26 protein-coding genes are annotated in these 23958 nt (G+C 65.1%); 11 read left to right on the forward strand and 15 right to left on the reverse strand.

What is annotated here, in order from left to right; translation table 11 throughout:
* Positions 1–17 precede the first annotated feature (17 nt).
* From ACREBX_RS11020 to mddA, 4 genes are read left to right on the forward strand one after another with little or no spacing between them, the layout of a single operon-like run.
* Entirely contained in the window at positions 18–1178 is a 1161-nt protein-coding gene (locus tag ACREBX_RS11020) for an aminotransferase class V-fold PLP-dependent enzyme (protein WP_431561815.1), read from the forward strand.
* Complete coding sequence (locus tag ACREBX_RS11025) at positions 1175–1657, forward strand: SUF system Fe-S cluster assembly protein (RefSeq protein WP_431561792.1); 483 nt, start codon at positions 1175–1177, stop codon at positions 1655–1657. Before ACREBX_RS11020 ends, ACREBX_RS11025 begins: the two co-directional genes overlap by 4 nt.
* A complete protein-coding gene (locus ACREBX_RS11030; protein WP_431561793.1) occupies positions 1657–2013 on the forward strand; it encodes a HesB/IscA family protein in 357 nt (118 codons plus the stop codon). Before ACREBX_RS11025 ends, ACREBX_RS11030 begins: the two co-directional genes overlap by 1 nt.
* A 57-nt stretch (positions 2014–2070) precedes the next feature.
* Positions 2071–2814: a methanethiol S-methyltransferase gene (gene mddA / locus ACREBX_RS11035; RefSeq protein WP_431561794.1), complete on the forward strand. Its 744-nt coding sequence runs from the start codon at positions 2071–2073 to the stop codon at positions 2812–2814.
* Here mddA and ACREBX_RS11040 read toward each other — a convergent pair.
* Positions 2811–3527 carry an extensin family protein gene (locus ACREBX_RS11040; protein ID WP_431561795.1) on the reverse strand — a complete coding sequence of 239 codons (717 nt, stop codon included), beginning with the start codon at positions 3525–3527 and terminating at the stop codon, positions 2811–2813. The two genes, mddA and ACREBX_RS11040, sit on opposite strands and share 4 nt — an antisense overlap.
* A gap of 68 nt (positions 3528–3595) precedes the next feature.
* Here ACREBX_RS11040 and ACREBX_RS11045 point away from each other — a divergent pair, with 68 nt between their 5' ends.
* Complete coding sequence (locus tag ACREBX_RS11045; RefSeq protein ID WP_431561796.1) at positions 3596–5140, forward strand: tryptophan halogenase family protein; 1545 nt, start codon at positions 3596–3598, stop codon at positions 5138–5140.
* 6 nt (positions 5141–5146) lie between these two features.
* Here the strand turns inward: ACREBX_RS11045 and ACREBX_RS11050 are convergent, their stop codons facing one another.
* Positions 5147–6529, reverse strand: coding sequence for a cation:proton antiporter (locus ACREBX_RS11050; protein ID WP_431561797.1), 1383 nt, complete (start codon positions 6527–6529; stop codon positions 5147–5149).
* Between the two features lie 247 nt (positions 6530–6776).
* Between ACREBX_RS11050 and ACREBX_RS11055 the strand changes: the two genes are divergently transcribed.
* Both ACREBX_RS11055 and ACREBX_RS11060 read left to right on the forward strand, forming a co-directional pair.
* Positions 6777–7016, forward strand: a complete 240-nt coding sequence (locus ACREBX_RS11055; protein WP_431561798.1) for a type II toxin-antitoxin system prevent-host-death family antitoxin — start codon at positions 6777–6779, stop codon at positions 7014–7016.
* On the forward strand, positions 7016–7510 hold the full coding sequence (locus ACREBX_RS11060; protein WP_431561799.1) for a PIN domain-containing protein: 495 nt from the start codon (positions 7016–7018) through the stop codon (positions 7508–7510). Before ACREBX_RS11055 ends, ACREBX_RS11060 begins: the two co-directional genes overlap by 1 nt.
* Positions 7511–7687: 177 nt before the next feature.
* Here ACREBX_RS11060 and ACREBX_RS11065 read toward each other — a convergent pair whose 3' ends face one another.
* Positions 7688–9091 (reverse strand): cytochrome P450, encoded by a 1404-nt coding sequence (locus ACREBX_RS11065; RefSeq protein WP_431561800.1) that lies wholly within the window; start codon positions 9089–9091, stop codon positions 7688–7690.
* 173 nt (positions 9092–9264) lie between these two features.
* On the opposite strand from ACREBX_RS11065, the gene ACREBX_RS11070 reads away from it, so the two are divergent.
* Positions 9265–10179, forward strand: coding sequence for a hypothetical protein (locus tag ACREBX_RS11070; protein ID WP_431561801.1), 915 nt, complete (start codon positions 9265–9267; stop codon positions 10177–10179).
* 3 nt (positions 10180–10182) lie between these two features.
* Here the strand turns inward: ACREBX_RS11070 and ACREBX_RS11075 are convergent, their stop codons facing one another.
* The 9 genes from ACREBX_RS11075 to ACREBX_RS11115 form a co-directional block, all read right to left on the reverse strand.
* The gene (locus tag ACREBX_RS11075) at positions 10183–11514 is read right to left on the reverse strand and encodes a dicarboxylate/amino acid:cation symporter (RefSeq protein ID WP_431561802.1); all 1332 of its coding nucleotides are present in this window, start codon (positions 11512–11514) and stop codon (positions 10183–10185) included.
* Positions 11515–11561: 47 nt separating this feature from the next.
* Positions 11562–12914 (reverse strand): dicarboxylate/amino acid:cation symporter, encoded by a 1353-nt coding sequence (locus ACREBX_RS11080; RefSeq protein WP_431561803.1) that lies wholly within the window; start codon positions 12912–12914, stop codon positions 11562–11564.
* A gap of 73 nt (positions 12915–12987) precedes the next feature.
* Positions 12988–14772: an SLC13 family permease gene (locus ACREBX_RS11085; protein ID WP_431561804.1), complete on the reverse strand. Its 1785-nt coding sequence runs from the start codon at positions 14770–14772 to the stop codon at positions 12988–12990.
* Between the two features lies 1 nt (position 14773).
* Entirely contained in the window at positions 14774–15850 is a 1077-nt protein-coding gene (gene aroC, locus ACREBX_RS11090) for a chorismate synthase (protein WP_431561805.1), read from the reverse strand.
* Complete coding sequence (locus tag ACREBX_RS11095; RefSeq protein WP_431561806.1) at positions 15847–16293, reverse strand: VOC family protein; 447 nt, start codon at positions 16291–16293, stop codon at positions 15847–15849. Before ACREBX_RS11095 ends, aroC begins: the two co-directional genes overlap by 4 nt.
* Positions 16277–16807: a GNAT family N-acetyltransferase gene (locus ACREBX_RS11100; RefSeq protein ID WP_431561807.1), complete on the reverse strand. Its 531-nt coding sequence runs from the start codon at positions 16805–16807 to the stop codon at positions 16277–16279. The genes ACREBX_RS11095 and ACREBX_RS11100 overlap by 17 nt, the downstream gene beginning before the upstream one ends.
* Complete coding sequence (gene fabI, locus ACREBX_RS11105) at positions 16800–17627, reverse strand: enoyl-ACP reductase FabI (RefSeq protein ID WP_431561808.1); 828 nt, start codon at positions 17625–17627, stop codon at positions 16800–16802. Before fabI ends, ACREBX_RS11100 begins: the two co-directional genes overlap by 8 nt.
* The gene (locus ACREBX_RS11110) at positions 17624–18700 is read right to left on the reverse strand and encodes a YihY/virulence factor BrkB family protein (protein ID WP_431561809.1); all 1077 of its coding nucleotides are present in this window, start codon (positions 18698–18700) and stop codon (positions 17624–17626) included. The genes fabI and ACREBX_RS11110 overlap by 4 nt, the downstream gene beginning before the upstream one ends.
* A gap of 3 nt (positions 18701–18703) precedes the next feature.
* Positions 18704–19636 carry a DnaJ C-terminal domain-containing protein gene (locus tag ACREBX_RS11115; RefSeq protein ID WP_431561810.1) on the reverse strand — a complete coding sequence of 311 codons (933 nt, stop codon included), beginning with the start codon at positions 19634–19636 and terminating at the stop codon, positions 18704–18706.
* A 132-nt stretch (positions 19637–19768) separates the two neighbouring features.
* Between ACREBX_RS11115 and pdxH the strand changes: the two genes are divergently transcribed.
* Both pdxH and ACREBX_RS11125 read left to right on the forward strand, forming a co-directional pair.
* Positions 19769–20347 (forward strand): pyridoxamine 5'-phosphate oxidase, encoded by a 579-nt coding sequence (pdxH, locus tag ACREBX_RS11120; protein ID WP_431561816.1) that lies wholly within the window; start codon positions 19769–19771, stop codon positions 20345–20347.
* Positions 20344–21165, forward strand: a complete 822-nt coding sequence (locus ACREBX_RS11125) for a PhzF family phenazine biosynthesis protein (RefSeq protein WP_431561811.1) — start codon at positions 20344–20346, stop codon at positions 21163–21165. Before pdxH ends, ACREBX_RS11125 begins: the two co-directional genes overlap by 4 nt.
* A gap of 38 nt (positions 21166–21203) precedes the next feature.
* Here ACREBX_RS11125 and ACREBX_RS11130 read toward each other — a convergent pair whose 3' ends face one another.
* A complete protein-coding gene (locus tag ACREBX_RS11130; protein ID WP_431561812.1) occupies positions 21204–22355 on the reverse strand; it encodes a serine hydrolase domain-containing protein in 1152 nt (383 codons plus the stop codon).
* Here ACREBX_RS11130 and ACREBX_RS11135 point away from each other — a divergent pair.
* Positions 22354–22773: a hypothetical protein gene (locus ACREBX_RS11135; RefSeq protein ID WP_431561817.1), complete on the forward strand. Its 420-nt coding sequence runs from the start codon at positions 22354–22356 to the stop codon at positions 22771–22773. The two genes, ACREBX_RS11130 and ACREBX_RS11135, sit on opposite strands and share 2 nt — an antisense overlap.
* Here ACREBX_RS11135 and ACREBX_RS11140 read toward each other — a convergent pair.
* Both ACREBX_RS11140 and ACREBX_RS11145 read right to left on the reverse strand, forming a co-directional pair.
* On the reverse strand, positions 22770–23015 hold the full coding sequence (locus ACREBX_RS11140; protein ID WP_431561813.1) for a hypothetical protein: 246 nt from the start codon (positions 23013–23015) through the stop codon (positions 22770–22772). The two genes, ACREBX_RS11135 and ACREBX_RS11140, sit on opposite strands and share 4 nt — an antisense overlap.
* 2 nt (positions 23016–23017) lie before the next feature.
* Entirely contained in the window at positions 23018–23794 is a 777-nt protein-coding gene (locus ACREBX_RS11145) for a helix-turn-helix domain-containing protein (RefSeq protein WP_431561814.1), read from the reverse strand.
* Positions 23795–23958: the final 164 nt, after the last annotated feature.

The raw sequence follows: 23958 nt of genomic DNA on the forward strand, positions 1-23958 counted from the left end.
CCACCCCAACCCCTCCCCTGAAGGGGAGGGGCTTAAGAGACGACTTCCCGGGCCTGACGCCCGGCTGGCACTATCTCGACACCGCCGCGACCGCGCAGAAGCCGCAGGCGGTGATCGACGCGACGGTCAATGCGATGGGCCGCGATTATGCGACCGTCCACCGCGGCGTCTATGCACGCTCGGCCGACATGACGCTCGCCTATGAGGCGGCGCGGCGACGGATCGCGTCGTTTATCGGCGCGCGAGAGAATGAGATCGCATTCGTGCGCGGCGCGACCGAGGCGATCAACCTTGTTGCCTATTCACATCCGAAGAAGGGCCGCGTGCTGCTGTCGGTGCTCGAACATCACAGCAATATCGTGCCGTGGCAGCTTGCGGGATGGCAGGTCGACGTGTGCCCGCTGACGGCGGACGGCTGCATCGACCTCGATGCCGCCGAAAAGCTGCTCACCCCCGAACACACGATGGTCGCCTTCGCGCATGTCTCGAACGTGCTCGGCAGCCCGCTTGATGTCGCGCGCGCCGCCGAACTGGCGCACCGCGTCGGGGCCGAGTTGCTGATCGACGGTTGCCAGGCCGTGCCGCGGCTGCCCGTCGACGTCGCGGCGCTCGGCTGTGACTATTATGTGTTTTCGGGGCACAAGCTTTACGGCCCGACCGGCGTCGGCGTGTTGTGGAGCGACAAGCTCGATACGTTGCCGCCGTGGCAAGGCGGCGGATCGATGATCGACCGCGTGACCTTTGCAAAGACGACCTACGCGCCCGCCCCCACCCGCTTCGAGGCGGGCACCCCGGCGATTATCGAGGCGATCGGGCTCGCGGCCGCCGTCGATTATGTCGAAGCGATCGGGATCGATGCGATTCACGCGCACGAGGTCGCACTCGTCGGCACGCTGCGCGAGGCGCTCGCGCGCAAGAACAGCATCACGCTGTTCGGACCCGAAAACAGCGCGGGAATCGTCAGTTTTTCGATGGCAGGGGTTCATCCGCACGACATCGGCACTATCTTGGATGAAAGCGGGGTCGCGATCCGCGCCGGACACCATTGCGCACAGCCGCTGATGGAGCATCTGGGGGCACCCGCGACCGCGCGCGCGAGTTTTGGCGTTTACAGCAATGACGACGATGTGGCGGCGCTGATCGATGGCCTCGCCCGCGTCGAGAGGATTTTCGGATGAGCGAGGACCGCATGAGCGATAACGGGATTCGGGTCGAGGAAGTGGAAAGCGTCGAGGCACCGCCGAAGGCGCGCGTCGCGGATGTGGAAACCGCACCCGAGAAATTGGAGCGCAAGCGCGACTATCTCGAAGGCTTCCTCGCGGCCAAGCCAGCGGCGGTCGAACCGAGCGCGGTCGGCGGCGATCTTTATGAGGCCGTGATCAACGCGCTGAAGGACATTTACGACCCGGAAATCCCGGTGAACATCTATGACCTTGGCCTGATCTACAATGTCGAGATCGACGAGGGCCACGCCGTGGTGACTATGACACTGACCACGCCGCATTGCCCGGTCGCCGAATCGATGCCCGCCGAGGTCGAGTTGCGCGTCGGTGCGGTGCCGGGGGTCGGCGATGCCGAGGTCAACCTCGTATGGGATCCGCCGTGGTCGCCGCAGAATATGAGCGACGAAGCGCGGCTCGAACTGGGAATGCTGTGATGACCGAAACAAAAACCCGCACGCGCCCCGCTGCAGTCACGCTCACCGCTGGTGCCGAGGCGCGCGTCGCCGCGCTGATGGCGGCCGCGCCCGAAGGCGCGATCGGCGTGCGGCTGTCGACGCCGCGCCGCGGCTGTTCGGGGCTCGCCTACTCGGTCGATTATGTCACCGAAGAGGTCAAGTTCGACGAGAAGATCGAAACTCCCGGCGGCGTCTTTTACATCGACGGCGCGTCAGTGCTGTACCTGATCGGCAGCACGATGGACTGGGTCGAGGATGATTTCGCCGCGGGCTTCATCTTCGAGAACCCGAACGCCAAGGGCGCATGCGGCTGCGGCGAGAGCTTCACGGTCTAGGCGCGCTTTTCCGCGCTAAACATGCTATAATGCCCCTCTTGAAGCAGGGGCATTATCATGGTTCGTGCCTTCTATCTGGTCTATGCGGCCATATGCTACGCGATATTCTTCGCGACATTCCTGTACCTTGTCGGTTTCGTCGGCAATTTTCCCTTCATCCTCTGGACGGTCGATTTCGCGCGCGAGGCGGAGTCCGCGACGGCGGTCGCGGTCGACATCGCATTGATCGCGCTCTTCGGTATCCAGCATAGCGTGATGGCGCGGCCGACCTTCAAGGCGGCATGGACGCGCATCGTGCCCGCCGCGATCGAGCGCAGCACCTATGTGCTGTTCGCCAGCCTCGCCCTGATCGTGCTGATGCTGTTCTGGCACCAACTGACCGCCCCGGTCTGGACCGTCACCAATCCCCTGGGCGTCGCGATCCTGTGGGCGCTGTTCGGGCTCGGCTGGCTCATCGTCCTCTTCAGCACCTTCCTGATCAATCATTTCGAGCTGTTCGGGCTGCAGCAGGCGTGGTTCGCGCTGCGCGAGCGAGCGTCGGCGCCGCCGGTGCTGCGTCAGCCGCTGTTGTACAAATTCGTCCGTCATCCGCTTTACGCCGGATTCTTCCTCGCCTTCTGGGCGACGCCCGTGATGACGGCGGGGCATCTGCTGCTCGCGGTGGGTCTGTCGATCTATATGCTGATCGCGATCCGGCTGGAGGAGCGGAACCTGATCGACACCTTCGGTGCCGATTATCTCGCCTATCGCGAAACGACGCCAATGCTGGTGCCGGGCACCGGTGGGCGGCGGCGCGCCTAGCGGCAGACGGTCCAGCCCGCCGTCCGCGCCGCCATGTCGAGATGGAAATGATCGGCGTGCGCGCGATTATAGTCGGGCGACAACAGGGTGCTGAACAGGCCGCAGCTTTCGTCGCGAACCTCGTGCAGAAACTCGCTGCGCTTGTCGTCCGGCGACCAGTCGTTGATGAGTGAAATGCGCGTGCCATCGGCCAGGACGAAGGCCGAAATGTCGATCGCGTTGGCGGTCGAATGCTGGCTTTGGTTTGGCTGGCCCGCGATCTTGCGGCAATTATAGCTGCCGAGATTTTCGAGTTCGACGACTTTTTGCCCGAAATATTTCTGCGCGAGCGGCTGGACGACGTCGCGGTTCCATAGCGCCATCGTCGCGGTCACCGCGCAGCCCGGCGCGACATTCGCGGGCCGCATCGTCGGCACGAAACGGTCGCCGGTCAGGATCATGCGCTGGCTCGCGCGGCAAGCGCCGGTGCCGATTGCCGGCCGCCGCAGATAGCCCGCGCCGGCGCGGTCGAAAGCGGCGAAGCAGGCACTGTCGTCACCTGCCAGCGCCACCAGCTTGCGATTCGTCGCCCAGCCCTGCGGATGCGCGAGTTCGAAGCGCGCGCCGGGGATATGCTCGGGATGATCGCGCACCCACTGCATGCCGAGGATCACACCGAGGGTCAGCAGCACCGCGACGGCGAACCAGATCAGATAGGGGCGGAGAGTCTTCATCGTGTCCGTCCATCGGTGCAGCAAATTACCGCTTGTTGAAAGCGCTTTGCGGCTCGATAGCGTTCCGGGTGGCAAAACGCTCGATCCTGATCGTCGGCGGCGGCACCGCGGGATGGCTCACCGCCGCCTATCTCGCCCGCTTTTTCGACCTGCCGCGCAATCCCCGTTTGTCGATCACCTTGCTGGCATCGGACGAGATCGGCAGCATCGGGGTCGGCGAAGGCGCCTTCCCGACGATCCGGAGCACTTTGCAATTCATCGGCATCGACGAAAGCGCGTTCGTGCGCGCGACCTCGGCGACGTTCAAGCAGGGCATCCGCTTCGACGATTGGGTCCGCACGCCCGTCGAAGGCCGGTCGAGCCATTATCTGCACCCGTTCGAGGCCCCCTATCATGGCGACGGATACAGCCTCGTCTCCTATTGGCTGCTCCAGGACGAAAAGGCGCGGCGGCCGTTCGCCGAGGCGATGACGATTCAGAACCGCGTCGCCGAGGCGCAGCGCGCGCCGAAGCGTCCCGGCGAGGGCGAGTTCACCGGCCCGCTGAACTATGCCTATCATTTCGACGCCGCACGGCTGGCCGAGGTGCTGTCGGCGCAGGCGTGTGCGATGGGCGTTACGCACCTCAGCGGCACCCTGACCGGCGTCGGGCTCGATGCGACCAGCGGCGCGATCGACCATGTCGTGACGGCCGAGCACGGGACGCTGGCCGCCGATCTGTATATCGACTGCTCGGGTTTCCGCGCCGAATTGATCGGCGGCGCGCTGCAATCGCCGTTCAAGGGCGTGCGGGACCAGCTGTTCACCGACCGCGCTCTCGCATGCAAGCTGCCCTATGACCGCCCCGACGTGCCGCTGGCAAGCTATACGATCGCGGCGGCGCACGAAGCGGGCTGGACGTGGGACATCGGGCTTGCGGGCGCGCGCGGCATCGGCTGCGTCTATTCGAGCGATCATCTGAGCGACGACCGCGCCGCCGAAATCCTCGCCGCTTATACCGGCGGACGAAGCCATGACGTCAATGTCCGCTCGATCCCGTTCGAAGCGGGTTATCGCCCCGCGTCATGGGTAAAGAATTGCGTCGCGGTGGGATTGTCGGGTGGCTTCCTCGAACCGCTCGAATCGACAGGGCTCGTGATGATCGAGACCGCGGCGGCGATGATCGCCGAGATGTTCCCGCTGAACGGCCCGGTCACCGCGCCCGCGCGGCGCTTCAACGAGCTGATGGCGGCGCGTTACGACAATACGATCAACTTCCTGAAGCTTCATTATTGCCTGAGCCGGCGCGAGGAAGCTTTCTGGCGCGACAATGGCGACCCGGAGTCGATCCCAGAGCGGTTGAAGGACTTGCTTGAGGAGTGGCGCTATCGCCCGCCGGGGCGCTTCGACTTCATCCTCGACCTCGAAAGCTTCGCCTTCTTCAACTATCAGTACATCCTCTATGGCATGGAATATCGCACCGACCTGTCGCCGGTGCGCGACGAGTTTCCCGACACCGCCGAGGCCGAGCGCATCTTTGCGCGGATCAAAAGCTTTGGCGATCGCGCCGCGAGCGAGCTGCCCGCGCACCGCGCGATGATCGACCAGATCAACGCGGGCGGCGCTTACGCCTGAGGCGGGCTATCCTGCGGGTGCGAGCAGCACCTCTTCACGCGCAGCTTCTTCGGTGCCGAGTTGGCCGAGTTCGCCCGTCTCGCGCGCCCTGCGGCCATAGACGAATTCGAACAGCGGCCCCGCCATCACCGTGGTGACGATCGCCATCAGCACCATGATCGCGAACAAGGTCGGGCCGATGATGCCTTTTTGGAGGCCGATATTGATGATGATCAGTTCCATCAGCCCGCGCGCGTTCATCAGTGCGCCGATGCCCATCGCGGTGCGATTATCCTCGCCGGCAAGCCGGGCGGCGAGCCAGCAGGCGCCGAACTTGGCGGCGATCGAGACGAGCAATATGCCCGTTGCGATCGCGAGCAGGGTCAGGCTGTTGACCGTCGTGAGCTGCGTATTGAGCCCCGAGTAAGTGAAGAACATCGGCAGAAGGAAAACGACCGTCATCGGCTCGATCTTCTTCTTGATCTCCTCGGCCAGCAGACCGCGCGGCATGCAGGCGCCGAGCAGGAAGCCGCCGAACACCGCGTGGATGCCGACTGCGTCCATGACGAAGGCAGACATGGCATAGAGCATCAATACGACCGCGAGCAGGCTGTGCGTGAGTTCGCCCTTCGCCTCGACCGCGCGGCCGAGCGGGATCAGCAGTTTGCGACCGACGAAATACATGAAGAGCGCGAAACCGACGCCGCCGATGATTGCGAGCAGCGCAACGCCCGGTCCGGCACCGAAAGTCGCAAGCACGATCGCCAGTACGCACCACGACACCGCGTCGTCGAACGCACCGGCGGTCAGCGACAGCGTGCCGAGCGAGGTGTTCGCAAGGCCGCGTTCGTTGATGATCCGCGCGAGCATCGGGAAGGCGGTAAGCGCGATGCACGCGCCCATGAACAATGTCGCCGGCCCCTGCCCCAAGCCTTCGGTGAACAGGTCGGGGATATTGAGCAGGAACGGCGTGATCGCCGCCGCGAACAGGAACGGTGCGATGATCCCGGCCGCCGATACGCCAATCGCGCTCTTGGCCTTCGACTGAAAATGGTCGAGCCGCAGCGTGGTGCCGACGAGGAACATGTAGAGGCCGACGCCGAACTGCGCGCCGACATAAAGGACATTGCGCGTTTCCTTGGGGAAGAGCGACGCCTGGAATTCGGGGAAAAACAGACCGAAGAGCGAGGGGCCGAGTACCACACCGGCGATCATCTCGCCGACCACCTGCGGCTGGCCCATAAAGCGGTGCGCCAACCATCCGACGACACGGCAGACGAGCAGGATCACCGCGATCTGAAGGAAGAAATGGATGCTGTAATCGCTCGGCGTATAGCTTTGCGCCGCGTTCGCTGCCGGGCCGTGCGCGCCGAGAATGTCGCCGATCGCGCGAACCAGTTCATCGAACATATTTGATACCAATTTCCCTCTCCCACCATAGCGTCCGCGATCTGAATTACGCCGCTATCCGCCTGTCCCCGACATCAGGAGGCATGAAAGCGCCGCGAGCGCAATGCCGCGCCCGCAATTGGGCGCGCCCGCACTTGTCGATTTCCCGCGTAGCGATCATTTTTGTTGCGGGCCGGTCACAGTGTAGTAACATACCTACACATGAACGATCACAACATGCCTTGATTTTGCATCAGCGAGGGTGGTCATGAAGCGCGTCACGAGCCGCGAACTCAATCAGGACGTCAGCCGCGCGAAGCGATTCGCGCTCGTCGAACCGGTATTCGTCACCGACCGTGGGCGGCCCACGCACGTCCTGATCAGCATCGACGCCTGGCGGCAGCTGAGCGGCGAGCACGAGACGATGGCGCAATTGCTCGCCGCCCCGCCAGGCGACATCGCGCTCGATCGCGGGCATCTGCGCAAGGCGCTGGACGGGCGCGGCTGATGTTCCTGCTCGACGCCGAAATCCTGTTCGACCTGCGCCATGCCCGCGCCGACGGCGATGGCGCCGCGCTCGCCGGATGGGCGCAACGCACGTCGCGGCAATCGATGTTTCTGTCGGCGCTCTCGCTCGTCGAGCTGGAAAATGCGGCCGCGCTGGCAGCGAAGCAGGGCGAGGCCGAGGGCGCGGCGTGGCGCGAATGGTTCGACGGACAAGTGCTGCCCGCATTCGAGGGTCGCGTGCTGCCGGTCGATCTGACCATTGCGCGCCGCCGGGCCGCGCTCCCGCTCGACAATGACCGCGACGCGCTCCTCGCCGCGACCGCGCTCGAACATGGGCTGACGTTCGTGAGCTATCGCGGCGCGGCGTTTCGCGGCGCGCGGCTGAAGCTGCTCGACCCCAGCCGGATCGCCGCCGACGTGTGCGAGGACGACGACTGGCGGGAAGCGACACGCGCGCGGTCGCCGTGGATCCGGAACCTGTTTATCCGGGGGTGACGCTCAGGCGGCCATCAGCACCGGCCATGGGTCGTCGTCGTTGGCAGCGGGGTTGCGCGCATCACGGCGATCAAACCCGCCAGAAACAATGCAAAAACCATGTTTGCCCTTCCCATCCCCGAAAGTCAGGAGATAGGTCGCTGCGCCGCGCAAACAAGCGGCGCGCGCGGAGTCAGGTCACAGCGGGACGAAGCTCACCGTCAGCCCGTCCTTCGGCCGCGGGATCGGCAGTACCTGCCATTCGGGCGCATAGCCGTCGGCGACGGTGATGCGATGCGTCGTGATGACGTGGTGGAAAAAGATCTTCGCCTGCATGTAAGCAAAGTGCAGCCCGAGGCACATATGCGCGCCGCCGCCGAAGGGCACCCAGGCATATTTGTGCCGCTCGCGCGCGACCTCTGGCGAAAAGCGCATCGGGTCGAACTTTGCGGGTTCGGGCCAATGTTCTTCCATCATATGGGTGAAGGCGGGGCTGACGCCGACCGAGGTGCCCGCGGGGATGCGGTAGCCGCCATATTCGAAATCCTTGAGCGCGCGGCGCGGGAAGCTCGGCACCGGGGGCACGAGGCGGAGGGCCTCCTTGAACGCCCATTCGGTCATTTCGAGCTGGCCGAGGCTGTTATGGCCGACGCCCTCGCCCGCCGGCGACACGGCGAGCATTTCCTCGCGCAGCCTGTCCTGCCATTCGGGATGGCGCGCGAGTTCCCAGACCATCGATGTGATCGAGCTGGTGATCGTGTCGTGTGCCGCCATCATCAGGAAGTTCATATGGTCGACGATCGCCTCGACGCTCATATAGTCGCCATTGTCGTCGCGCGTGCGGCAAATCTGGCTGAACATGTCCTCGCCCGTGCCCTCGCGCCGTTCGGGCACCATCTTGCCGAAATAGTCGACCAGATAGGCGCGCCCCTTGGCACCGCGGCCCATCGCGGTGAAGGGCAAGGGTACGCGCACGACGCCGATCGACGCCTGCACCATGTCGACGAACGCCTTGTTGACCTTGTCCGCCTCGGGTCCGAAGGGGATGCCGAGGAAGCTGGTCGCGGCCAGATCCAGCGTCAGATCCTTGATCGCGGGATAGAATTTGAAGGTCTTGCCGCTCCACTGGCCGATGCGGTCCTTGATTCCCTCGTTCAGCGAATCGGCATAATGGCGCATCGGTTCGGGCTTAAATGCGACCGAGAGGATCTTGCGGTCGGCGCGATGCTTTTCGAAATCCATCAGCATCAGCCCGCGCGGGAAGAGCAGGTTGAGCACCGGCCCCCAGCCCTGTTCGGACGAGAATATCTTCTCGCGGTCGAACATGACGAGTTCGTTCGCCTCGGGCCCGTGGAGCGCGACGCTGCGCCCGCCAAAGCTGTTGTTGCGATAGACGCGGCCATATTTGGCAACCATGCGGTTGGTGAAGCCGCGATAATCGCCGAGCTGTTCGAGCGTGTTGCCGATCACCGGCATGCCGTCCTCGCCCGGGATATGGTCGATCGCGCTGTCGGAATTGCGCGGCAGCCAGTGCCGCGTCTCGGGACCGAAGCGCTTTTCGGACCAGTTGCTCGTCTGCTGGATATTCGCGGGCGCGTTCATCGGGTCAATCCTCGTCCATTCTGCTTTGCCCTGATGCGTAACGAACTACTGACACTGATGCAAGTAACGCTTTGGCGGGGGTGGGATAGCATTCACCGCAAATTCAACTCGACTCGTGCAAACCAGCGCCCAAGGTGACGGGTCGCAACCGTTGGACCCAAAAGGACAAAGCTATGGCGAAGAGTTTGAAGCGCCCCCTCTCCATCGCCCTCGGCGTTCTCGCGACGACGACGCTTGGCGGCTGCTATTCCGGCGATGTCTATGGTGCGAGCTATGCGTCGGGCGGCGATTGCTCGTCGCGCTACGGCGACGCCTATTATGACAGCGACGGCTATGCCTATGACGATGGTTATGGCTATGACTGCTACGATGGCGCCGACTATGGCGGCGGCTTTGCCCAGATCGGCTTCGGCGGCGGCTGGTACGACGATTATTATTACCCCGGCTATGGCATGTGGATGTTCGACAATTACCGTAACCGCTATCCGCTGCGCGACCGGTATCTGAACTATTGGGGCGGGCGCCGTGCGTGGTGGAAGCATCATGGCGGGCGCGGCGACTGGAAGCCGGGACGCCCCGGCGGCTGGAATCGCGGCGATCACGACGGCCGTCCGGGCGATGGCCGCCCGGGCCGCCCCGGTGGCTGGAACCGCGGCGACCGCGACAATGACGGCCCGCGCGGCACGCGTCCGGGCCGGCCGGGCGACGGTGTTACCGGCACAGCGCCGGGGGCGAACAATCCTGGACGCCCCGGTCGCCCCGACTGGGGCGCTGGCCGTCCACGCCCGGCGGTTCCGCGGGACGGCACCGCCGGGCGTCCGCGTCCGGTGCGCAACATGCCGGCGACCGAGCCCGGCGAGATGTTTTCGACGCCGCGCGGCGATCGCGGAGGCGCCCGCCCGCCGCGTCAGCGCCCTGCCCCCTCGGCGATGCCCGATCGCGCCCCGCGCACCGAACGGCCCGCGCCCGCCTATCGCCCGCCCGCGCCGCAGTCGGCCCCGGTGGTGCGCAGCGCCCCCGAACCGCGCCAGGCCCCGTCCCGGGGACGCGCGCCCAGCGACCGTCGCAACGACGCGCGCCCCGACTAGGAATCAGGCCGGCGGCGCGGCCTGCGTCGCCGGCCCGTCCTTCACGCCAGCCGACACCACGGTCGCGGCGACAAGGTCGCCGACGACGTTCAGCGTCGTGCGGCACATGTCGAGGAAACGGTCGACGCCGAGGATCAGGCCGATACCTTCGGGCGGCACCCCGACCGAGGCGAGGATCAGCGCGATGACCGGGAGCGATCCCGCGGGGACGCCCGCGGTCCCGATGCCGCCCAAAATGCACACGAGCATCACGACGATCTGCTGCTGAAGCGTCAGGTCGATGCCGAAAAATTGCGCAAGGAAGATCACCGTCACACCTTCGAACATCGCGGTGCCATTCTGGTTCGCGGTCGCCCCGATGGTGAGCACGAAACGCGCAACCTTGTCGGGCAGGCGCAGCTGGTCGTGCGCAACGCGGAGTGCCGTCGGCAGCGTCGCGTTCGACGAGGCCGTCGCGAACGCCATCAGGAACGCCTCCTGCGTCTGGCGAAAGAAAGTGACGGGCGATTTCCCCGCCAGCGTCTTCAACAGGATGGGGAAGACGATGAACATCTGGAGCGCGAGCGCAAGCAGCACGACGCCGACATAGGCCGACAGCCGGATGATGAGATCCCAGCCGAACTGCGCGGCGAGGTTGAACATGAAACAGAAGACCGCGATCGGTGCGAGCTGGATGACGAGCCCGATCAGCTTCATCACCACCTCGAACACACCCTCGATCGCGGTCTTCAGCGCCTCGGTCTGCGAGGTGCGGACGAGCATCAGCCCGATGCCGAAGAAGAGCGCGAAGAACATGACGGCGAGGACGTCATTCTCGCCCATCGCGGCGAACAGGTTGTCGGGGACGATCGCGACAACCGCGTCCATCCCGGTCTTCGCCTCGCCCGCGCGGTCGGCGATGGCTTTGGCCCCCTCCGCGCCCTCGGCGATCAGCGAGCGCGCAAGCGCGGGATCGACCCCCGCGCCGGGCTGAAGCAAATTGACGACGGCGAGGCTTATGATGACCGAAATCGTCGACACCACGATCGTATAGACGAGCGTTCGCACGCCGACCGATTTCAGCGCGCGCATCTCGCCCATTTCGGCGACCCCGACGATCAGCGCCGAGACGAGCAGCGGGATGACGAGCATGAACAGCAGGCGCAGGAATATCTGCCCCAGCGGTCCGGTCACATAGGTAGTGATCGTCTCCACCCAGGCGGCGTCCGGCGCGCCATAGTGGACCGCCAGCCCAATGATGAGACCCGCGAGAAAACCGACGAGCATGCGCCAGCGCAGCCGCCGGGCGCGCGCCTCATCGCGCTCCGCCCCGTCGATCACCGCTGCTTCGGCCATGCTCGGCTCCTTGCTCGCCCCCGGTTGGGCGTCCCGAAGCCCGCGTGTTACGCGCCGTCGGCCGCTGGCTTATTCTCCCCCGCGTCATCACTATCACGAATATCGAGCCCGCGGGTTCCATGATGCGGCGTATGCGATGGCGCATGCGGCCGCTCGAGGTCGGCCGGTTCGGGCTCTTCCAGCATGCCTTCCCATTTCGTGATGACCGATGTCGCGACGGCGTTGCCGACGACGTTGGTCGCGGTGCGGCCCATGTCGAGGAACTGGTCGATCGCAAAGATCAGCGCGACACCCTCGACGGGCAGGTCGAACATCGCGAGCGTCGCGGTGATCACGACGAGGCTGGCGCGCGGCACCGCGGCGATGCCCTTCGACGACACCATCAGCGTCAGCAGGATCAGGATCTGCTGCGTGATCGACAGCTCGATGCCATAAGCCTGCGCGATGAAGAGCGTCGCAAAGCTCGCATACATCATCGATCCGTCGAGGTTGAAGCTGTAGCCCAGCGGCAGCACGAAACCCGAGATCCGGCGCGGCACGCCAAACCGGTCCAGCTGTTCGAACAGTTTCGGCATCGCGGCCTCGGACGAGGCGGTCGAGAAAGCGATCAGCAGCGGCTGGCGGATATAGCGGATCAGCGAGAATATCCGGCGGCCGAGGAAGATCGCGCCCGCGCCGAGCAGGATGACCCACAGCACGACGAGCGAAAGATAGAATTCGGTGACCAGTTCGGCATAGGTGCCGAGGATACCGAGGCCATATTTCGCGACCACCCCCGCGAGCGCGCCGAACACCGCGATCGGCGCCAGACGCATCACATAGCCGGTGATCTGCAGCATCAGTTCGGCGAGCGCCTCGGCGCCGCGAACCAGCGGCTTGCCCTTTTCACCGATCGCCGTCAGGCCGACGCCCGCGAACAGCGCAAAGACGAGAATCTGGAGGACATTGTTGTCCGCCATCGCCTGGAAGATATTCTTCGGGAAGACATGCTCGATGAACTCGAACAGATCGAGCTTCTTGACCTCGCCCACCTCGGCGATCGAATGCGCCCCAACGGCGAGGTTCAGCCCCGCGCCGGGCTCGAAGAAATTGACCATGATCAGGCCGAGGCTGATCGAAATCAGGCTGGCGAGGATGAACCAGGCGATCGCGCGGGTGCCGATGCGGCCGAGCGCCGAGCTGTCGCCCATATGCGCGATGCCCGCGACGAGCGTGCCGAGAATCAGCGGCGCGACGACCAGCTTGATCAGATTGAGGAAGATCGTCGAAAGCGTACTGAAGCTGCGCAGCCAATAGGTGAAGGCTTCGCTGTCGGCGGGAACATACACCCGCACCAGATAGCCGGTGATGACCCCCAGGATCATACCGATCAGAATATATAAAGTCAGGCGATGGCCCATAAATTACTCCCCTGTCCCGCCGCGGCGGGTTCTTATGGCGCGGAGGTAACAGCCTGATCGTCGTCGGGCAATCTCAGGTCAGGAAAAACACGATCGCAAAGCAGGTCGAAACGCCGGTGATGATATTCAGCGGCACGCCGATCTTCACGAAATCGACGAAGCGGTAATCGCCCGCGGCATAGACGATCGTGTTCGTCTGATAGCCGATCGGCGTCGCGAAGCAGGCCGACGCGCCGATCATCAGCGCGATCACCAGCGGACGCGGATCGACGCCAAGCTCGGCGGCAATCGCGAGCGTCACCGGGGTCATCAGCGCCGCGACCGCATTGTTACTGAGCAGTTCGGACAGGATCAGCGCGAAGAAATAAATGCCGAAGATGAGCACCCAGGCAGGCTGGCCGGCGAGCATCGGTTTGACCCAACCGACCATCATCGCCACCGCCCCGCTCTGTTCGAGCGCGAGCCCGACCGCGAGCATCGCGAAGATCAGGATCAGCACGTCGCCGTCGATCGTGCCCCACGCTTCCTCGCTGTCGATGCAGCGGGTGACGAGAATGACGCCGATCGCGATGATCGCCGCAACGCCGATCGACATGATGTCGAGCGCCGCGAGCGCGACCACCGAAAACATGCACAGGATCGCAATCCACGCCTTGCGCCGCCGGAACGCGCGGACCTTGGCAAGATCGGCGCCGATCAGGTGCGGGTTGTCGCGCAGCGCCTCGACTTCGCGCGCGCCGCCCGCGACGAGCAGACGATCGGCGGGGCGAATGCGGACGCTGGCAAGGTCCGGCCCCGGTTCGTGCGCCGGGCGGTCAAGGCCGATGATGCGCGCGCGGATCTTTTGCAGGAAGGGTATGTCGATCAGCCGCTGGCCGATCGCCGGATGGTTCGACGCAATCATCGTTTCGACGACCATGTCGCCCTCGGCGGGCTCGCCGCTACCGATACCGAGGCCGAAGCGCCCCTGTTCGCGCCAGGTCATCAGCGTCGCGCCGTCAACGCGCAGGATCACGCGGTCGCCCGCCGCGAGCGTCCAATGCTCCAGATCGCCGCCATGGACAACGGCCGAACTACGCCGCACGCCGACGATGCGGCCCGAACGCGGCAGGTCGCGGAATGCCTCGACGGTCATGCCAACCAGATCATCATCCTCTCCCAGCACCAGCTCGGTCAGATATTGATGTGCATCGTGGGTGCCGCCCGGCCCTTTGATCGGCTTGTCCGCAGGCAGCAGCCACCACATGAGCGCGAGGCCGATCATGCCCGACGCGGCGGTCACAAGACCGATCGGCGTGATTTCGAAAATGCCGAAGCGTTCCATGCCGGCCTCGCGCACGATCCCGTCGACGACGAGGTTGGTCGAGGTGCCGATCAGGGTCAGCGTGCCGCCTAGCACGGCAACAATCGACAGCGGCATCAGCAGCTTTTTCGCGCTCACCCCCGTGACGTCGGCGAGCTTCATCATGATGGGGAGCAGCACGACGACAACGGGGGTGTTGTTGAGGAAGGCCGAGGCGAAAAGTGCCCCCACAAGCACCTCGACGATAGCCAGCCGCGGATGTTTTTCGGCGCGCACCATGATCGCGTCGGCGACGCGCTGGATCACGCCGGTGCGGATCAGCGCGCCCGACAGCACGAACATCGCGCCGATGACGATCGGCGCCGAGTTCGAGAAGACCGAATACATGCCATCGGCATCGAGGATGCCGAGCGCAAGATAGGTACAGGCGCCGAGGATCGCGATGACGGTCGCGGGCAGCCGCTCCATCAGGAAGCCGACGAACATCGCGGCGAGAATGATCAGCGACAGGACGGCCTGATGTGCCTCGATGAACGTCCGGATCGCTTCGATCATGTCAGCCGTTCTGCGCCCTGTGCAGCAATTTATGATCGGCGAGGACGAGCGCCATCATCGCCTCGACCACCGGCGCGCCGCGAATACCCACGCAGGGGTCGTGGCGGCCCTTGGTGACGATGTCGGTCGCCTCGCCCGCCTTGTTGATCGTCGGCACCGGGGTCAGGATCGAGCTGGTCGGCTTGAACGCGACGCGGACGACGACGGGCTGGCCGGTCGAAATACCGCCCGCGATGCCGCCGGCATTGTTCGACAGGAAATCGGGGCGGTTGCTGCCATCGGTCGCGGGACGCATCGGGTCGGCATTTTCCTCACCGCGCAGGCGCGCCGCGTGGAAGCCCGCGCCGATCTCGACCCCCTTCACCGCGTTGATCCCCATCATCGCGGCGGCAAGATCGCTGTCGAGCTTGGCATAGATCGGCGCGCCCCAGCCGGCGGGAACGCCGCTCGCGGCGCATTCGATGACGGCGCCCAAGGAACTTCCCGCCTTGCGCGCAGCGTCCATCAGCGCTTCCCAGCGCTGCGCCGCGGCGGGATCGGGGCAGAAAAAGGGATTGCGGTCGATTTCCTCGAGGTCGAAATTCGCGGGGTCGATCGCATCGCCGCCGATCTCGGCGACCCAGGCATGGATCTGCACCTCTGGGATGACCAACCGCGCAACGCCGCCCGCGGCGACGCGCGCCGCGGTCTCGCGCGCGCTCGACCGGCCGCCGCCGCGATAGTCGCGGATGCCGTATTTGGCGTCATAGGCGTAATCGGCGTGGCCGGGGCGATAGGCCCCTGCGATCTCGCCATAATCCTTCGAGCGCTGGTCGACATTCTCGATCATCAGGCTGATCGGGGTGCCCGTCGTCTTGCCCTCGAAAGTGCCCGACAGGATGCGCACCTGATCGGGTTCCTGCCGCTGCGTCGTGTGGCGCGACTGGCCGGGGCGGCGCTTGTCGAGATAGGGCTGGATGTCGGCTTCGGAGAGCGATAGCCGCGGCGGACAACCATCGACGACGGCGCCCAACGCGGGGCCATGACTCTCCCCCCAGGTCGTGAAGCGAAGGACGCGTCCGAAGCTGTTGAAACTCATGCCCGAGCCGTCCTGTCCATGAATTCGATCCGGTTGCCGAAAGGATCTTCGGTAAAGAAACGGTGGCGGCCGTCGATGGGGCTGTCGTCGTGTGTCGCATAGCCCGCAGCCTCGATTCGCGCCCGGAGCACGTCCAGTCCTTTGGTCGAGAGCGCGACATGCGCCTTTTTCGCTGGCCGAAAATCTTTCTCGGCGCCGAGATGAAGCTGACGATCCGCTAGCGCGAACCAGCAGCCGCCGCGCGCCGCCATGTCGGCCGGCTTGGGCAATTCAGTCAGCCCCAGCAGCGCTCCAAAGAAGGAACGCGCACGCATCTCACCGCCGACGGGTATGGCAACTTGCACATGATCGATGGCCAATGCGAAATCCATCTCAGCGCGATGGCGGGATTCGCGTCGCAATTCAAGCACCGCGGATTTGTTGCGTTCAGCCGAGACGGCCAAATGCGGGCGCATAGTCCGCGCGACCACCTGGCGGCCAAGCCGCGTCCGAGTCCAGCATCGTCGCCATGAAATGCGGCCCCGCAAAGGGCGAAACGAAGCGCCCGGCAAGCTCGGGCGAATAGCCGAAGCGCGGGTAATAGCCCTCGTGACCAAGGACGAAGCTGATTGCGACGCCTTGTTCGCGTAGCGCATCGAGGCCGGCGCGGATCAGCGCGTCGCCGATGCCCTGCCCCTGTCGGCCCGGCAGAACAGCGACGGGCGCCAGCCCGGCGGCAACTAATGGCTGGCCATCGGCCTCGACGTCCATTCGGCTGAACAGTATATGCCCGACGATCGCGCCGTCCCGTTCGGCGACGAGCGACACCAGCGTGTCGCCGTCTGCCTCGATCATCCGCACCAGTTCGGCTTCGCCCTGATAGCCGAACTCGGTCCCCGCGAAAGCGGCCCGGATAATCGTGTCGACGGCATCGGCATCCGCCGCGGTCGCGGCGCGGATGCCGACTTCGTCAGACAAGCGCGATGTCCGGCGCGTCTTCCTGTTTCATGCCGACGGTGTGGTAACCCGCATCGACATGGTGCGTTTCGCCCGTGACGCCCGACGCAAGGTCGCTGAGCAGGTAGAGTGCCGAGCCGCCCACATCGTCGATCGTGACGTTGCGGCGCAGCGGGGCGTTGTGCTCGTTCCATTTGAGGATCAGGCGGAAATCACCGATCCCCGACGCCGCGAGGGTCTTGATCGGGCCGGCCGAGATCGCGTTCACGCGCACGCCCTGCGGGCCATAGTCGTTCGCGAGATATTTGACGCTGGTTTCGAGCGCCGATTTCGCAACGCCCATGACATTGTAATGCGGGATCACCTTTTCGGCGCCATAATAGCTCAAGGTCAGCAGCGAGCCGCCGCCATTGCCCGTTTCGGGGTCGAACGGCGTCATCATCGATGCCGCGCGCCTGGCGACCGCGGTGAAGCTGTAGACGCTGATGTTCATCGTCATCAGGAAGTCGTCGAGCGTCACATCGGCATAATGGCCGCGCAGCGCCTCCTTGTTGGTAAAGCCGATCGCATGGACGACGAAGTCGATCGTCGGCCAGCGCGACGAAAGCGTCGCGAACGCGGCGTCCAGATTGTCCATGTCGGACACATCGCAATCGATCAGGAAATCGCAGCCAAGTTCGTCGGCGAGCGGCTTCACCCGCTTCAGCATCACATCGCCCTGATACGAAATCGCCAGTTCAGCGCCCGCGCCGTGCAGCGCCTTGGCAATGCCCCACGCAAGCGACTTGTCATTCGCCAGGCCCATAATCAGCCCGCGCTTGCCAGTCATCAGACCCGTCATTTTGTGTCTCCGGTCTTTTCAATAATCACATCGTCGACGCGCCCAATAGCGTCGTGGCCCAAATCCTCAACCTCGACGAGCGCGGCGTTGAGTTCGGCGCCCATCACCATACCCAATCCGACGAGGTAGAAAAAGAAGAGTGCGACCATCACACCCGCGAGACTGCCGTAGGTTGCGTCATAGCTGAGCAGGCTGGCGAGCAAGGGCGGCAGCGCGAGGGTGACGCCGATCCACCACAAAGTTGTGAACAAGGCGCCGGGCCATTTGGGAAATTGCCGCCGCCGGTACTTCGACGGCGTAAGGCTATAAAAAAGCATGTAAATCGCAAGGAACAGACCGAATCCCGACACGCCGCGCGAGATCGCGACGACGCCGACCGACTGATATTTTTCGGGGAGCACGCGGGTAACGAACTGTTCGATCCCGACGATCAGCACCTGCATGCTGAACGACAGCAGCATCAGCACGACCGCGCCGGTGATGATGCCGATCGACAGCAGCCGATAGTGGAAGAAGCCCTTCGAAAAATGCGTGCCATAGGCGCGGCGCAGGATGTCGCGCACCGTCTCGATCAGGCTGCCGACGGTCCACAGCGCGACGAGCGCGCCGAGCCAGAGGAAGATGCCGGTGCGTGCGGTCATCACTTCGCGGATCGGACCCGACAGCGCCTTGGCGACCGTCGGCGGCATCGTCGAAAACACCGCCTCGATCGCCGCTTCGCCGCCGACGCTGCCGCCAAAGATCGACAGCGCGGCGGCGAGCAGGATGAAAAAGGGGAAGAGCGCGATCAGCGCCAGGTAGGCGAGATTGCCCGCGTGGATGAATCCATCAGTATAGGTGCCGACGACGACGCGGCGGGCGATGCGATAGGCGCGGGTGCCGGGCGCCAATTGTTCGCGCCCGCGCGCGATGACGCCCTCGGCGCGCGCGCGCAGCTTGACGCGCTTGGCGCGCTCGGCGCGCGCCTCGGGCGAGTGCGGCGAATGGCCTTCGGCCAGGAATTCCTTGCCGACCTCGTCGGCGACCTCGCGTTCAAGCGCGGCGACGATTTTCTTGTCGCTGGCGTCAGCCACGCATCATACGCCCAGTTCCGCCCGCACGTCGCGCGGATCGGTCCATTCGCTGAGCAGCTTGATCAGCGCCTCGTCGTCGATGGGCAGGTCGACCATCAGCCGTACGAGCTGGTCGCCGCGGCCGCCGCTTTTCTGGCTGAACCCCTTGCCTTTGAGGCGCATCACCTTGCCCGACGAGGAGCCGGCGGGGATCGACAGCATCACCGGACCGTCGACGGTCGGCACCTTGATCTTCGCGCCCTTGACCGCCTCGTTCAGCGTCACCGGCAGGTCGAGGCGGATGTTCGCGCCCTCGCGTTCGTAAAAGGGATGATCCTTGACCGTGATCGTCACGATGCCGTCGCCGGTGCCGCCCGGTCCGGCCTGCCCCTTGCCGGCAAGGCGCATCTGCGTGCCGGTTTCGACGCCGGCGGGCAGTTTCAGGTCGATCGTCGCGCCATCGGCGAGCGCAATGCGCTGCGGCGCCTGCGTCGCGGCGTCGATGAAGCTGACCGACAGGCGATAGGCGACGTTGGCGCCCTTTTGCGGCGGCGCGCTGCGCCCGCCGAAGCCGCCGAACGGCCCGCCGTTCGAACCGCCGCCGCGACCGAACAGTCCTTCGAAAATATCGCCGAAATCGGAGCTCTCGTTGCCGAACCCGCTGAAACCGCCGGGACCCGTGCGCTGGTCGCCGCGAAAACCGCCGCCGCCGCCATAGCCGAAGGGCATCGCGGGATTGCCCTCGCCGTCGATCTCGCCGCGGTCGAACTGCGCGCGCTTCGTCTTGTCGGACAATATGTCATACGCCTTGGTGACAGCGGAGAATTTCTCCGACGCCTTCGGGTTGTCCTTGTTCTTGTCGGGGTGCAATTCCTTGGCGAGCTTGCGGTACGCGGACTTGATTTCCGCTTCGCTTGCATTCTTCGCAACATTCAGGGTGGAATAGGGATCGGCCATTTTGCTCCTGTAGCCCGATAAGTGACTGGGCGTGAAGCCCGATTGCGCGTCGATGTGGTAATGTCCCGCCGAAGGTCAAGTTCCCTCTATATCGCGCTCGACCATGCCTGCACGGCGCATTATGACCGCCGGATGAGCGACGATCCCTTTACCCTGTTCGACAGCTGGTTCGCCGAAGCGCGCGCCAGCGAACCCAATGACGCCAACGCGATGGCGCTCGCGACGGCGACCGCCGATGGGCACCCGTCGCAGCGCATGGTGCTGCTCAAGGGTCATGGGCCGCACGGCTTTGTCTTCTATACCAACCTCGACAGCCGCAAGGGCGGCGAGCTGGCAGCGAACCCGCATGTCGCGCTGCTCTTTCACTGGAAATCGCTGCGCCGCCAGATCCGCATCGAGGGCGCGGTAACGCCCGTCGACGACGCCACCGCCGACGCCTATTTCGCGACGCGCAGCCGCGACAGCCAGCTTGGCGCCTGGGCGAGCGACCAGTCGCGGCCGCTCGCCAGCCGCGAGACGTTCGAGGCGCGTTTCGAAGAAATGCAGGCGCGGTTCGAGGGACAGGATGTTCCGCGCCCGCCGCGCTGGTCGGGCTGGCGCGTTAATCCTTCGGCTATCGAGTTCTGGCAGGATCGCGCCCACCGGCTGCACGAGCGTACCGTCTTCACCCGCACCGGCGCCGGCTGGACGAAAGGATTGCTGTATCCATGAGCGCACCCCGCCGCCTGCCGATCACCCAGGTCGATGCCTTTGCCGACCGTCCCTTTGCGGGCAATCCCGCTGCGGTGATGCCGCTCGAGGAATGGCTCGACGACGCGACGTTGCAGGCGATCGCGGCCGAGAATAACCTCGCCGAAACCGCCTTCCTGGTGCCTGACGAAAGCGACGAAGCCGATTATGAGCTGCGCTGGTTCACCCCGGCGCTGGAGGTGGCATTGTGCGGCCATGCGACGCTCGCGAGCGGGCATGTCCTGCTGACGGCGGCGCAGTGGCGGAGCGACATGACCTTCCGTACCCGCAAGGCTGGTATCTTGCGCGTCGCGCGGAACGGCGAAGACGACGGTTATAAAATGGCGCTGCCCGCCTATACGCCCGCGCCGAAGCCGATGCCCGACATCGTCCGCGCGCTGGGCGGCGATCCGGTCGAGACGATGTGGCACGATGGCGGTTATGCACTGATCGCCTATCGCGACGCCGCGAGCGTCCGTGCGCTGACGCCCGACCTGCGCGCGCTGAAAGAGGGCGGCGACATCCTCTATATCGTGACCGCCCCGGGCGCCGACGACCCCTCGGGCGCCGACGTCGTCAGCCGCGCCTTTGCGCCCGGGGCCGGGATCGACGAGGACCCGGTGACCGGATCGGCGCACAGCGTGCTCACCCCCTATTGGACGGTGCGGCTGGGGCGCGACCGGTTCGCGGCGTATCAGGCGAGCGCGCGCGGCGGGCATGTCGGCTGCCGCCTCGACGGCGATATGGTCGAACTGACCGGAACCTGCGTCACGACGCTGGTGGGGGATTTTTTGCTCTGAAGCAAAAAGCCCCTCCCCTTCAGGGGAGGGCGGAAAATTCAAAGCGCCGCGGTCAGGTCGGCGAGATGCCGGCGCAGCGCCGGGAACTGATCGTCGCTGGTGACGCCGAGCCGGACGATCGTCAGCCGCTGCGACGGCGAGACGATGATATATTGCCCCTGATGCCCGATGCACGCGAACAGGTCGTTCGGACCGCGATCGGGCCATAAAGCGGGGGTGATCCCCGCCGGGCGCCGGCGGTTGAGCCAGATATGCCCGCCATAACCCGCGTCGTTCGCCGACGGGGTCAGCATGAAGCGCATCCAGGTTTCGGGGAGCAATCGCTGGCCGTTCACGACGCCATGATTGCGCAGGAATTCGCCGAACTTCGCATAGTCGCGCGCGGTCGCGTGCATGATCGATCCGCCGATCATCGTGCCGTGCGCATCATATTCGGGGGTCAGGCTGGTCATGCCGAGCGGTTCGACCAGCCGGCCGCCGATGAAGTCGCGCATCGCGTCGCGCCGCGCATCGGGATTTTCCGACGGGGTCAGCGTGTCGGCGAGAATGTCCGACAGGATGACGCTGGTCGCCGAGCTGTAGTTGAAGACCTCGCCCGGCTGTGCCGCCGCGGGCTTGGCCTCGGCGAAACCCGCCATGTCGCCCGCTCCGCTACCGAACAGCATCGCGACGGTATCGCCCTGCCACACCGGATCGCCATTTTCGACATGCTCGAGCCCCGACGACATATGGAGCAGGTTGCGCAGCGTGATCGCGCCGCGCGGATCGCCGCTGCGCTGCCACGCCGCCACAGGTGCCGGCCCGTCGAGCGACAATTGCCCGTCGGCGACGAGGAAGCCGGTGAGCACCGCGGTGATGCTTTTTGCCATCGACCAGCTGATCAGCTTCGATTCGGGGCCAAAGCCCGCGGCATAGCGTTCGTAAATCGGCTCGCCGTCGCGCAGCACGAGCAGCGCGCGCGTCTGCCCGACATCGTCGGCGAACAATGCGTCGGCGCGCGCGCGGATCGCGGCGGGAAGCGCGGGCAGCGCCTGCGGCGTCTCGACCGCCGCGACGCCGTCGAGCGACGCGCCGAATTTCGGCGTCGGCGATGCGGGCGCGATACCGCCCTGCCCCGCCGCCTGGCTCAGCGACCAGACGCCGAGTATCGCGAGGGCGGCACTTGCCAGCAGCCGTTTTTTGGTGATCATGGCATTGGTGAATAACATCAATCCGACCGGGCCGACAACGGGCGAGACGTCGGCCCCCGCGCCGCCGCCCGCAACTCCCCCGCATCCTGCAAAAAAACCGAGCCGCTGGGGCGACTGCCTGCCTTGGGCGATCGCGCTTGCCGTGCTGCTCGCGATCTTCGCGATCTGGAAATTCCCGTCGTTCAAGGCGCAGGCCGAGCTCGGTTCGGCCTATGCCGCGCGTGTCGGCTGTTCGTGCCGCTATGTGCAGGGGCGCAGCCTCGAAAGCTGCCAGAGCGATTTCGTGCCGGGAATGGACATGGTATCGCTGAGCGAAGACCCCGCGACCAGGACGGTGACCGGCAGCGTGCCGCTGCTCGCCTCGCGCAGCGCGCGCTATGCGGGTGCCAGCGGCTGCCTGTTACGCCCCGAAAACTAACGCCAGAAGCGGCGCGCGATTAGCGCCAGCGCGGCGGGTACGCCGAACACGACCAGCCCGATCCGCGCTTCCACGGCCCAGCCGTAACCGGCATGGAGCACGCCGACGAGCAGATTGCCGATCGCGACGAGCAGCCACAGGATGAGGAAAGTCCGCGTCGCGCGCGCCACATCCTTGATTGTCAGGCGCAGCAGGATCAGCAGGGCGAGCCCCGCCAGCAGCATGATGGTCGTGTGCGACATCGCTACTCCTCCCCGTTCGCGGCAAGGGTATCCGATCGATGCCGGCGGCGCCACTCGCCGGGTGACATGCCGATCTTGCGGCGAAAGATCGCGCAAAGATGGGCGTGGCTCGAAAATCCGGTCGCAAAGGCGATTTCGGCGATCGACAGCGGGCGGTTCATCAGGAACCAGCAGGCGTGGCGCAGCCGCTGGTGCAGCACATATTGCGCGGGGGTGCGCCCGGTCGCGCGCGCGAAATGAACGATCAGGCTGTTGACCGACATGCCCGCCTCGGCCGCCATGTCCTCGACCGTCAGCGACACTTCGAGCTGAGTCTGGATGAAGGCCATCAGATCGTTGATGCGCTGGGCGATTGCGGGCGATTCGGGACGCCCGACCATGCCCTGAAGCGTCTTTGCGAGGATTGTGACGAGCGGATCGGCGGCAGCGGAATCGCCGGCGAGCAAGGCCCGCACAAGCGCCGCCAGCGCGAGGTCGTGATGCGCCGCGAGCGCGCGCGTATCAGGGGCGACGATCAGCCGCGCGGCCGGAATCTCGACTTCAACAGCACGAACCGCGCCGCCCTTTGCCACCGCGCGATATGTCTGACCGGCGGGTATCAACCACATTTCGCCAGGCAACGGATCGCCGAGCGATGTCCGCTGATCGTCCAGCCATGTTTCGAGCCAGTGGTAGCTTCCCGCCTCGTACAAAATCAGCACATGGACATCGCATTCGATCGTCCAGTTCGACGGGCCATCGATCCGGTCAACGATCGAGGCGACCCTGAGTCCTCCCACTTCCATCGCATGAGTATGGCAAGAATGGGAGAATGTGAAAGCCTGCTATATTGCGCAATAATATGGTTAAATCGCCCCACCCAAAGTCCTCGGCCCTAGTCGCAGCCGAGACAAAAATGGTGTGGGTGAGACTATAGACGCGTGCCCCAGACACGCAGAAACAG

This window comes from Sphingopyxis sp., assembly GCF_050725655.1.
Classification (GTDB): Bacteria; Pseudomonadota; Alphaproteobacteria; order Sphingomonadales; family Sphingomonadaceae; genus Sphingopyxis.

Excerpts from the sequence above, each read along its gene's own strand:
- ACREBX_RS11065 (WP_431561800.1), bottom strand. The coding sequence starts at position 9,091 with ATGAACGCGCCCGCGAATATCCAGCAGACGAGCAACTGGTCCGAAAAG.
- ACREBX_RS11025 (WP_431561792.1), top strand. The coding sequence starts at position 1,175 with ATGAGCGAGGACCGCATGAGCGATAACGGGATTCGGGTCGAGGAAGTG.
- ACREBX_RS11040 (WP_431561795.1), bottom strand. The coding sequence starts at position 3,527 with ATGAAGACTCTCCGCCCCTATCTGATCTGGTTCGCCGTCGCGGTGCTG.
- ACREBX_RS11080 (WP_431561803.1), bottom strand. The coding sequence starts at position 12,914 with ATGGGCCATCGCCTGACTTTATATATTCTGATCGGTATGATCCTGGGG.
- ACREBX_RS11060 (WP_431561799.1), top strand. The coding sequence starts at position 7,016 with ATGTTCCTGCTCGACGCCGAAATCCTGTTCGACCTGCGCCATGCCCGC.
- ACREBX_RS11070 (WP_431561801.1), top strand. The coding sequence starts at position 9,265 with ATGGCGAAGAGTTTGAAGCGCCCCCTCTCCATCGCCCTCGGCGTTCTC.
- ACREBX_RS11050 (WP_431561797.1), bottom strand. The coding sequence starts at position 6,529 with ATGTTCGATGAACTGGTTCGCGCGATCGGCGACATTCTCGGCGCGCAC.
- ACREBX_RS11085 (WP_431561804.1), bottom strand. The coding sequence starts at position 14,772 with ATGATCGAAGCGATCCGGACGTTCATCGAGGCACATCAGGCCGTCCTG.
- ACREBX_RS11030 (WP_431561793.1), top strand. The coding sequence starts at position 1,657 with ATGACCGAAACAAAAACCCGCACGCGCCCCGCTGCAGTCACGCTCACC.
- mddA (WP_431561794.1), top strand. The coding sequence starts at position 2,071 with ATGGTTCGTGCCTTCTATCTGGTCTATGCGGCCATATGCTACGCGATA.
- ACREBX_RS11075 (WP_431561802.1), bottom strand. The coding sequence starts at position 11,514 with ATGGCCGAAGCAGCGGTGATCGACGGGGCGGAGCGCGATGAGGCGCGC.
- ACREBX_RS11125 (WP_431561811.1), top strand. The coding sequence starts at position 20,344 with ATGAGCGCACCCCGCCGCCTGCCGATCACCCAGGTCGATGCCTTTGCC.
- ACREBX_RS11055 (WP_431561798.1), top strand. The coding sequence starts at position 6,777 with ATGAAGCGCGTCACGAGCCGCGAACTCAATCAGGACGTCAGCCGCGCG.
- fabI (WP_431561808.1), bottom strand. The coding sequence starts at position 17,627 with ATGACGGGTCTGATGACTGGCAAGCGCGGGCTGATTATGGGCCTGGCG.
- ACREBX_RS11140 (WP_431561813.1), bottom strand. The coding sequence starts at position 23,015 with ATGTCGCACACGACCATCATGCTGCTGGCGGGGCTCGCCCTGCTGATC.
- pdxH (WP_431561816.1), top strand. The coding sequence starts at position 19,769 with ATGAGCGACGATCCCTTTACCCTGTTCGACAGCTGGTTCGCCGAAGCG.
- ACREBX_RS11115 (WP_431561810.1), bottom strand. The coding sequence starts at position 19,636 with ATGGCCGATCCCTATTCCACCCTGAATGTTGCGAAGAATGCAAGCGAA.
- ACREBX_RS11135 (WP_431561817.1), top strand. The coding sequence starts at position 22,354 with ATGGCATTGGTGAATAACATCAATCCGACCGGGCCGACAACGGGCGAG.
- aroC (WP_431561805.1), bottom strand. The coding sequence starts at position 15,850 with ATGAGTTTCAACAGCTTCGGACGCGTCCTTCGCTTCACGACCTGGGGG.
- ACREBX_RS11130 (WP_431561812.1), bottom strand. The coding sequence starts at position 22,355 with ATGATCACCAAAAAACGGCTGCTGGCAAGTGCCGCCCTCGCGATACTC.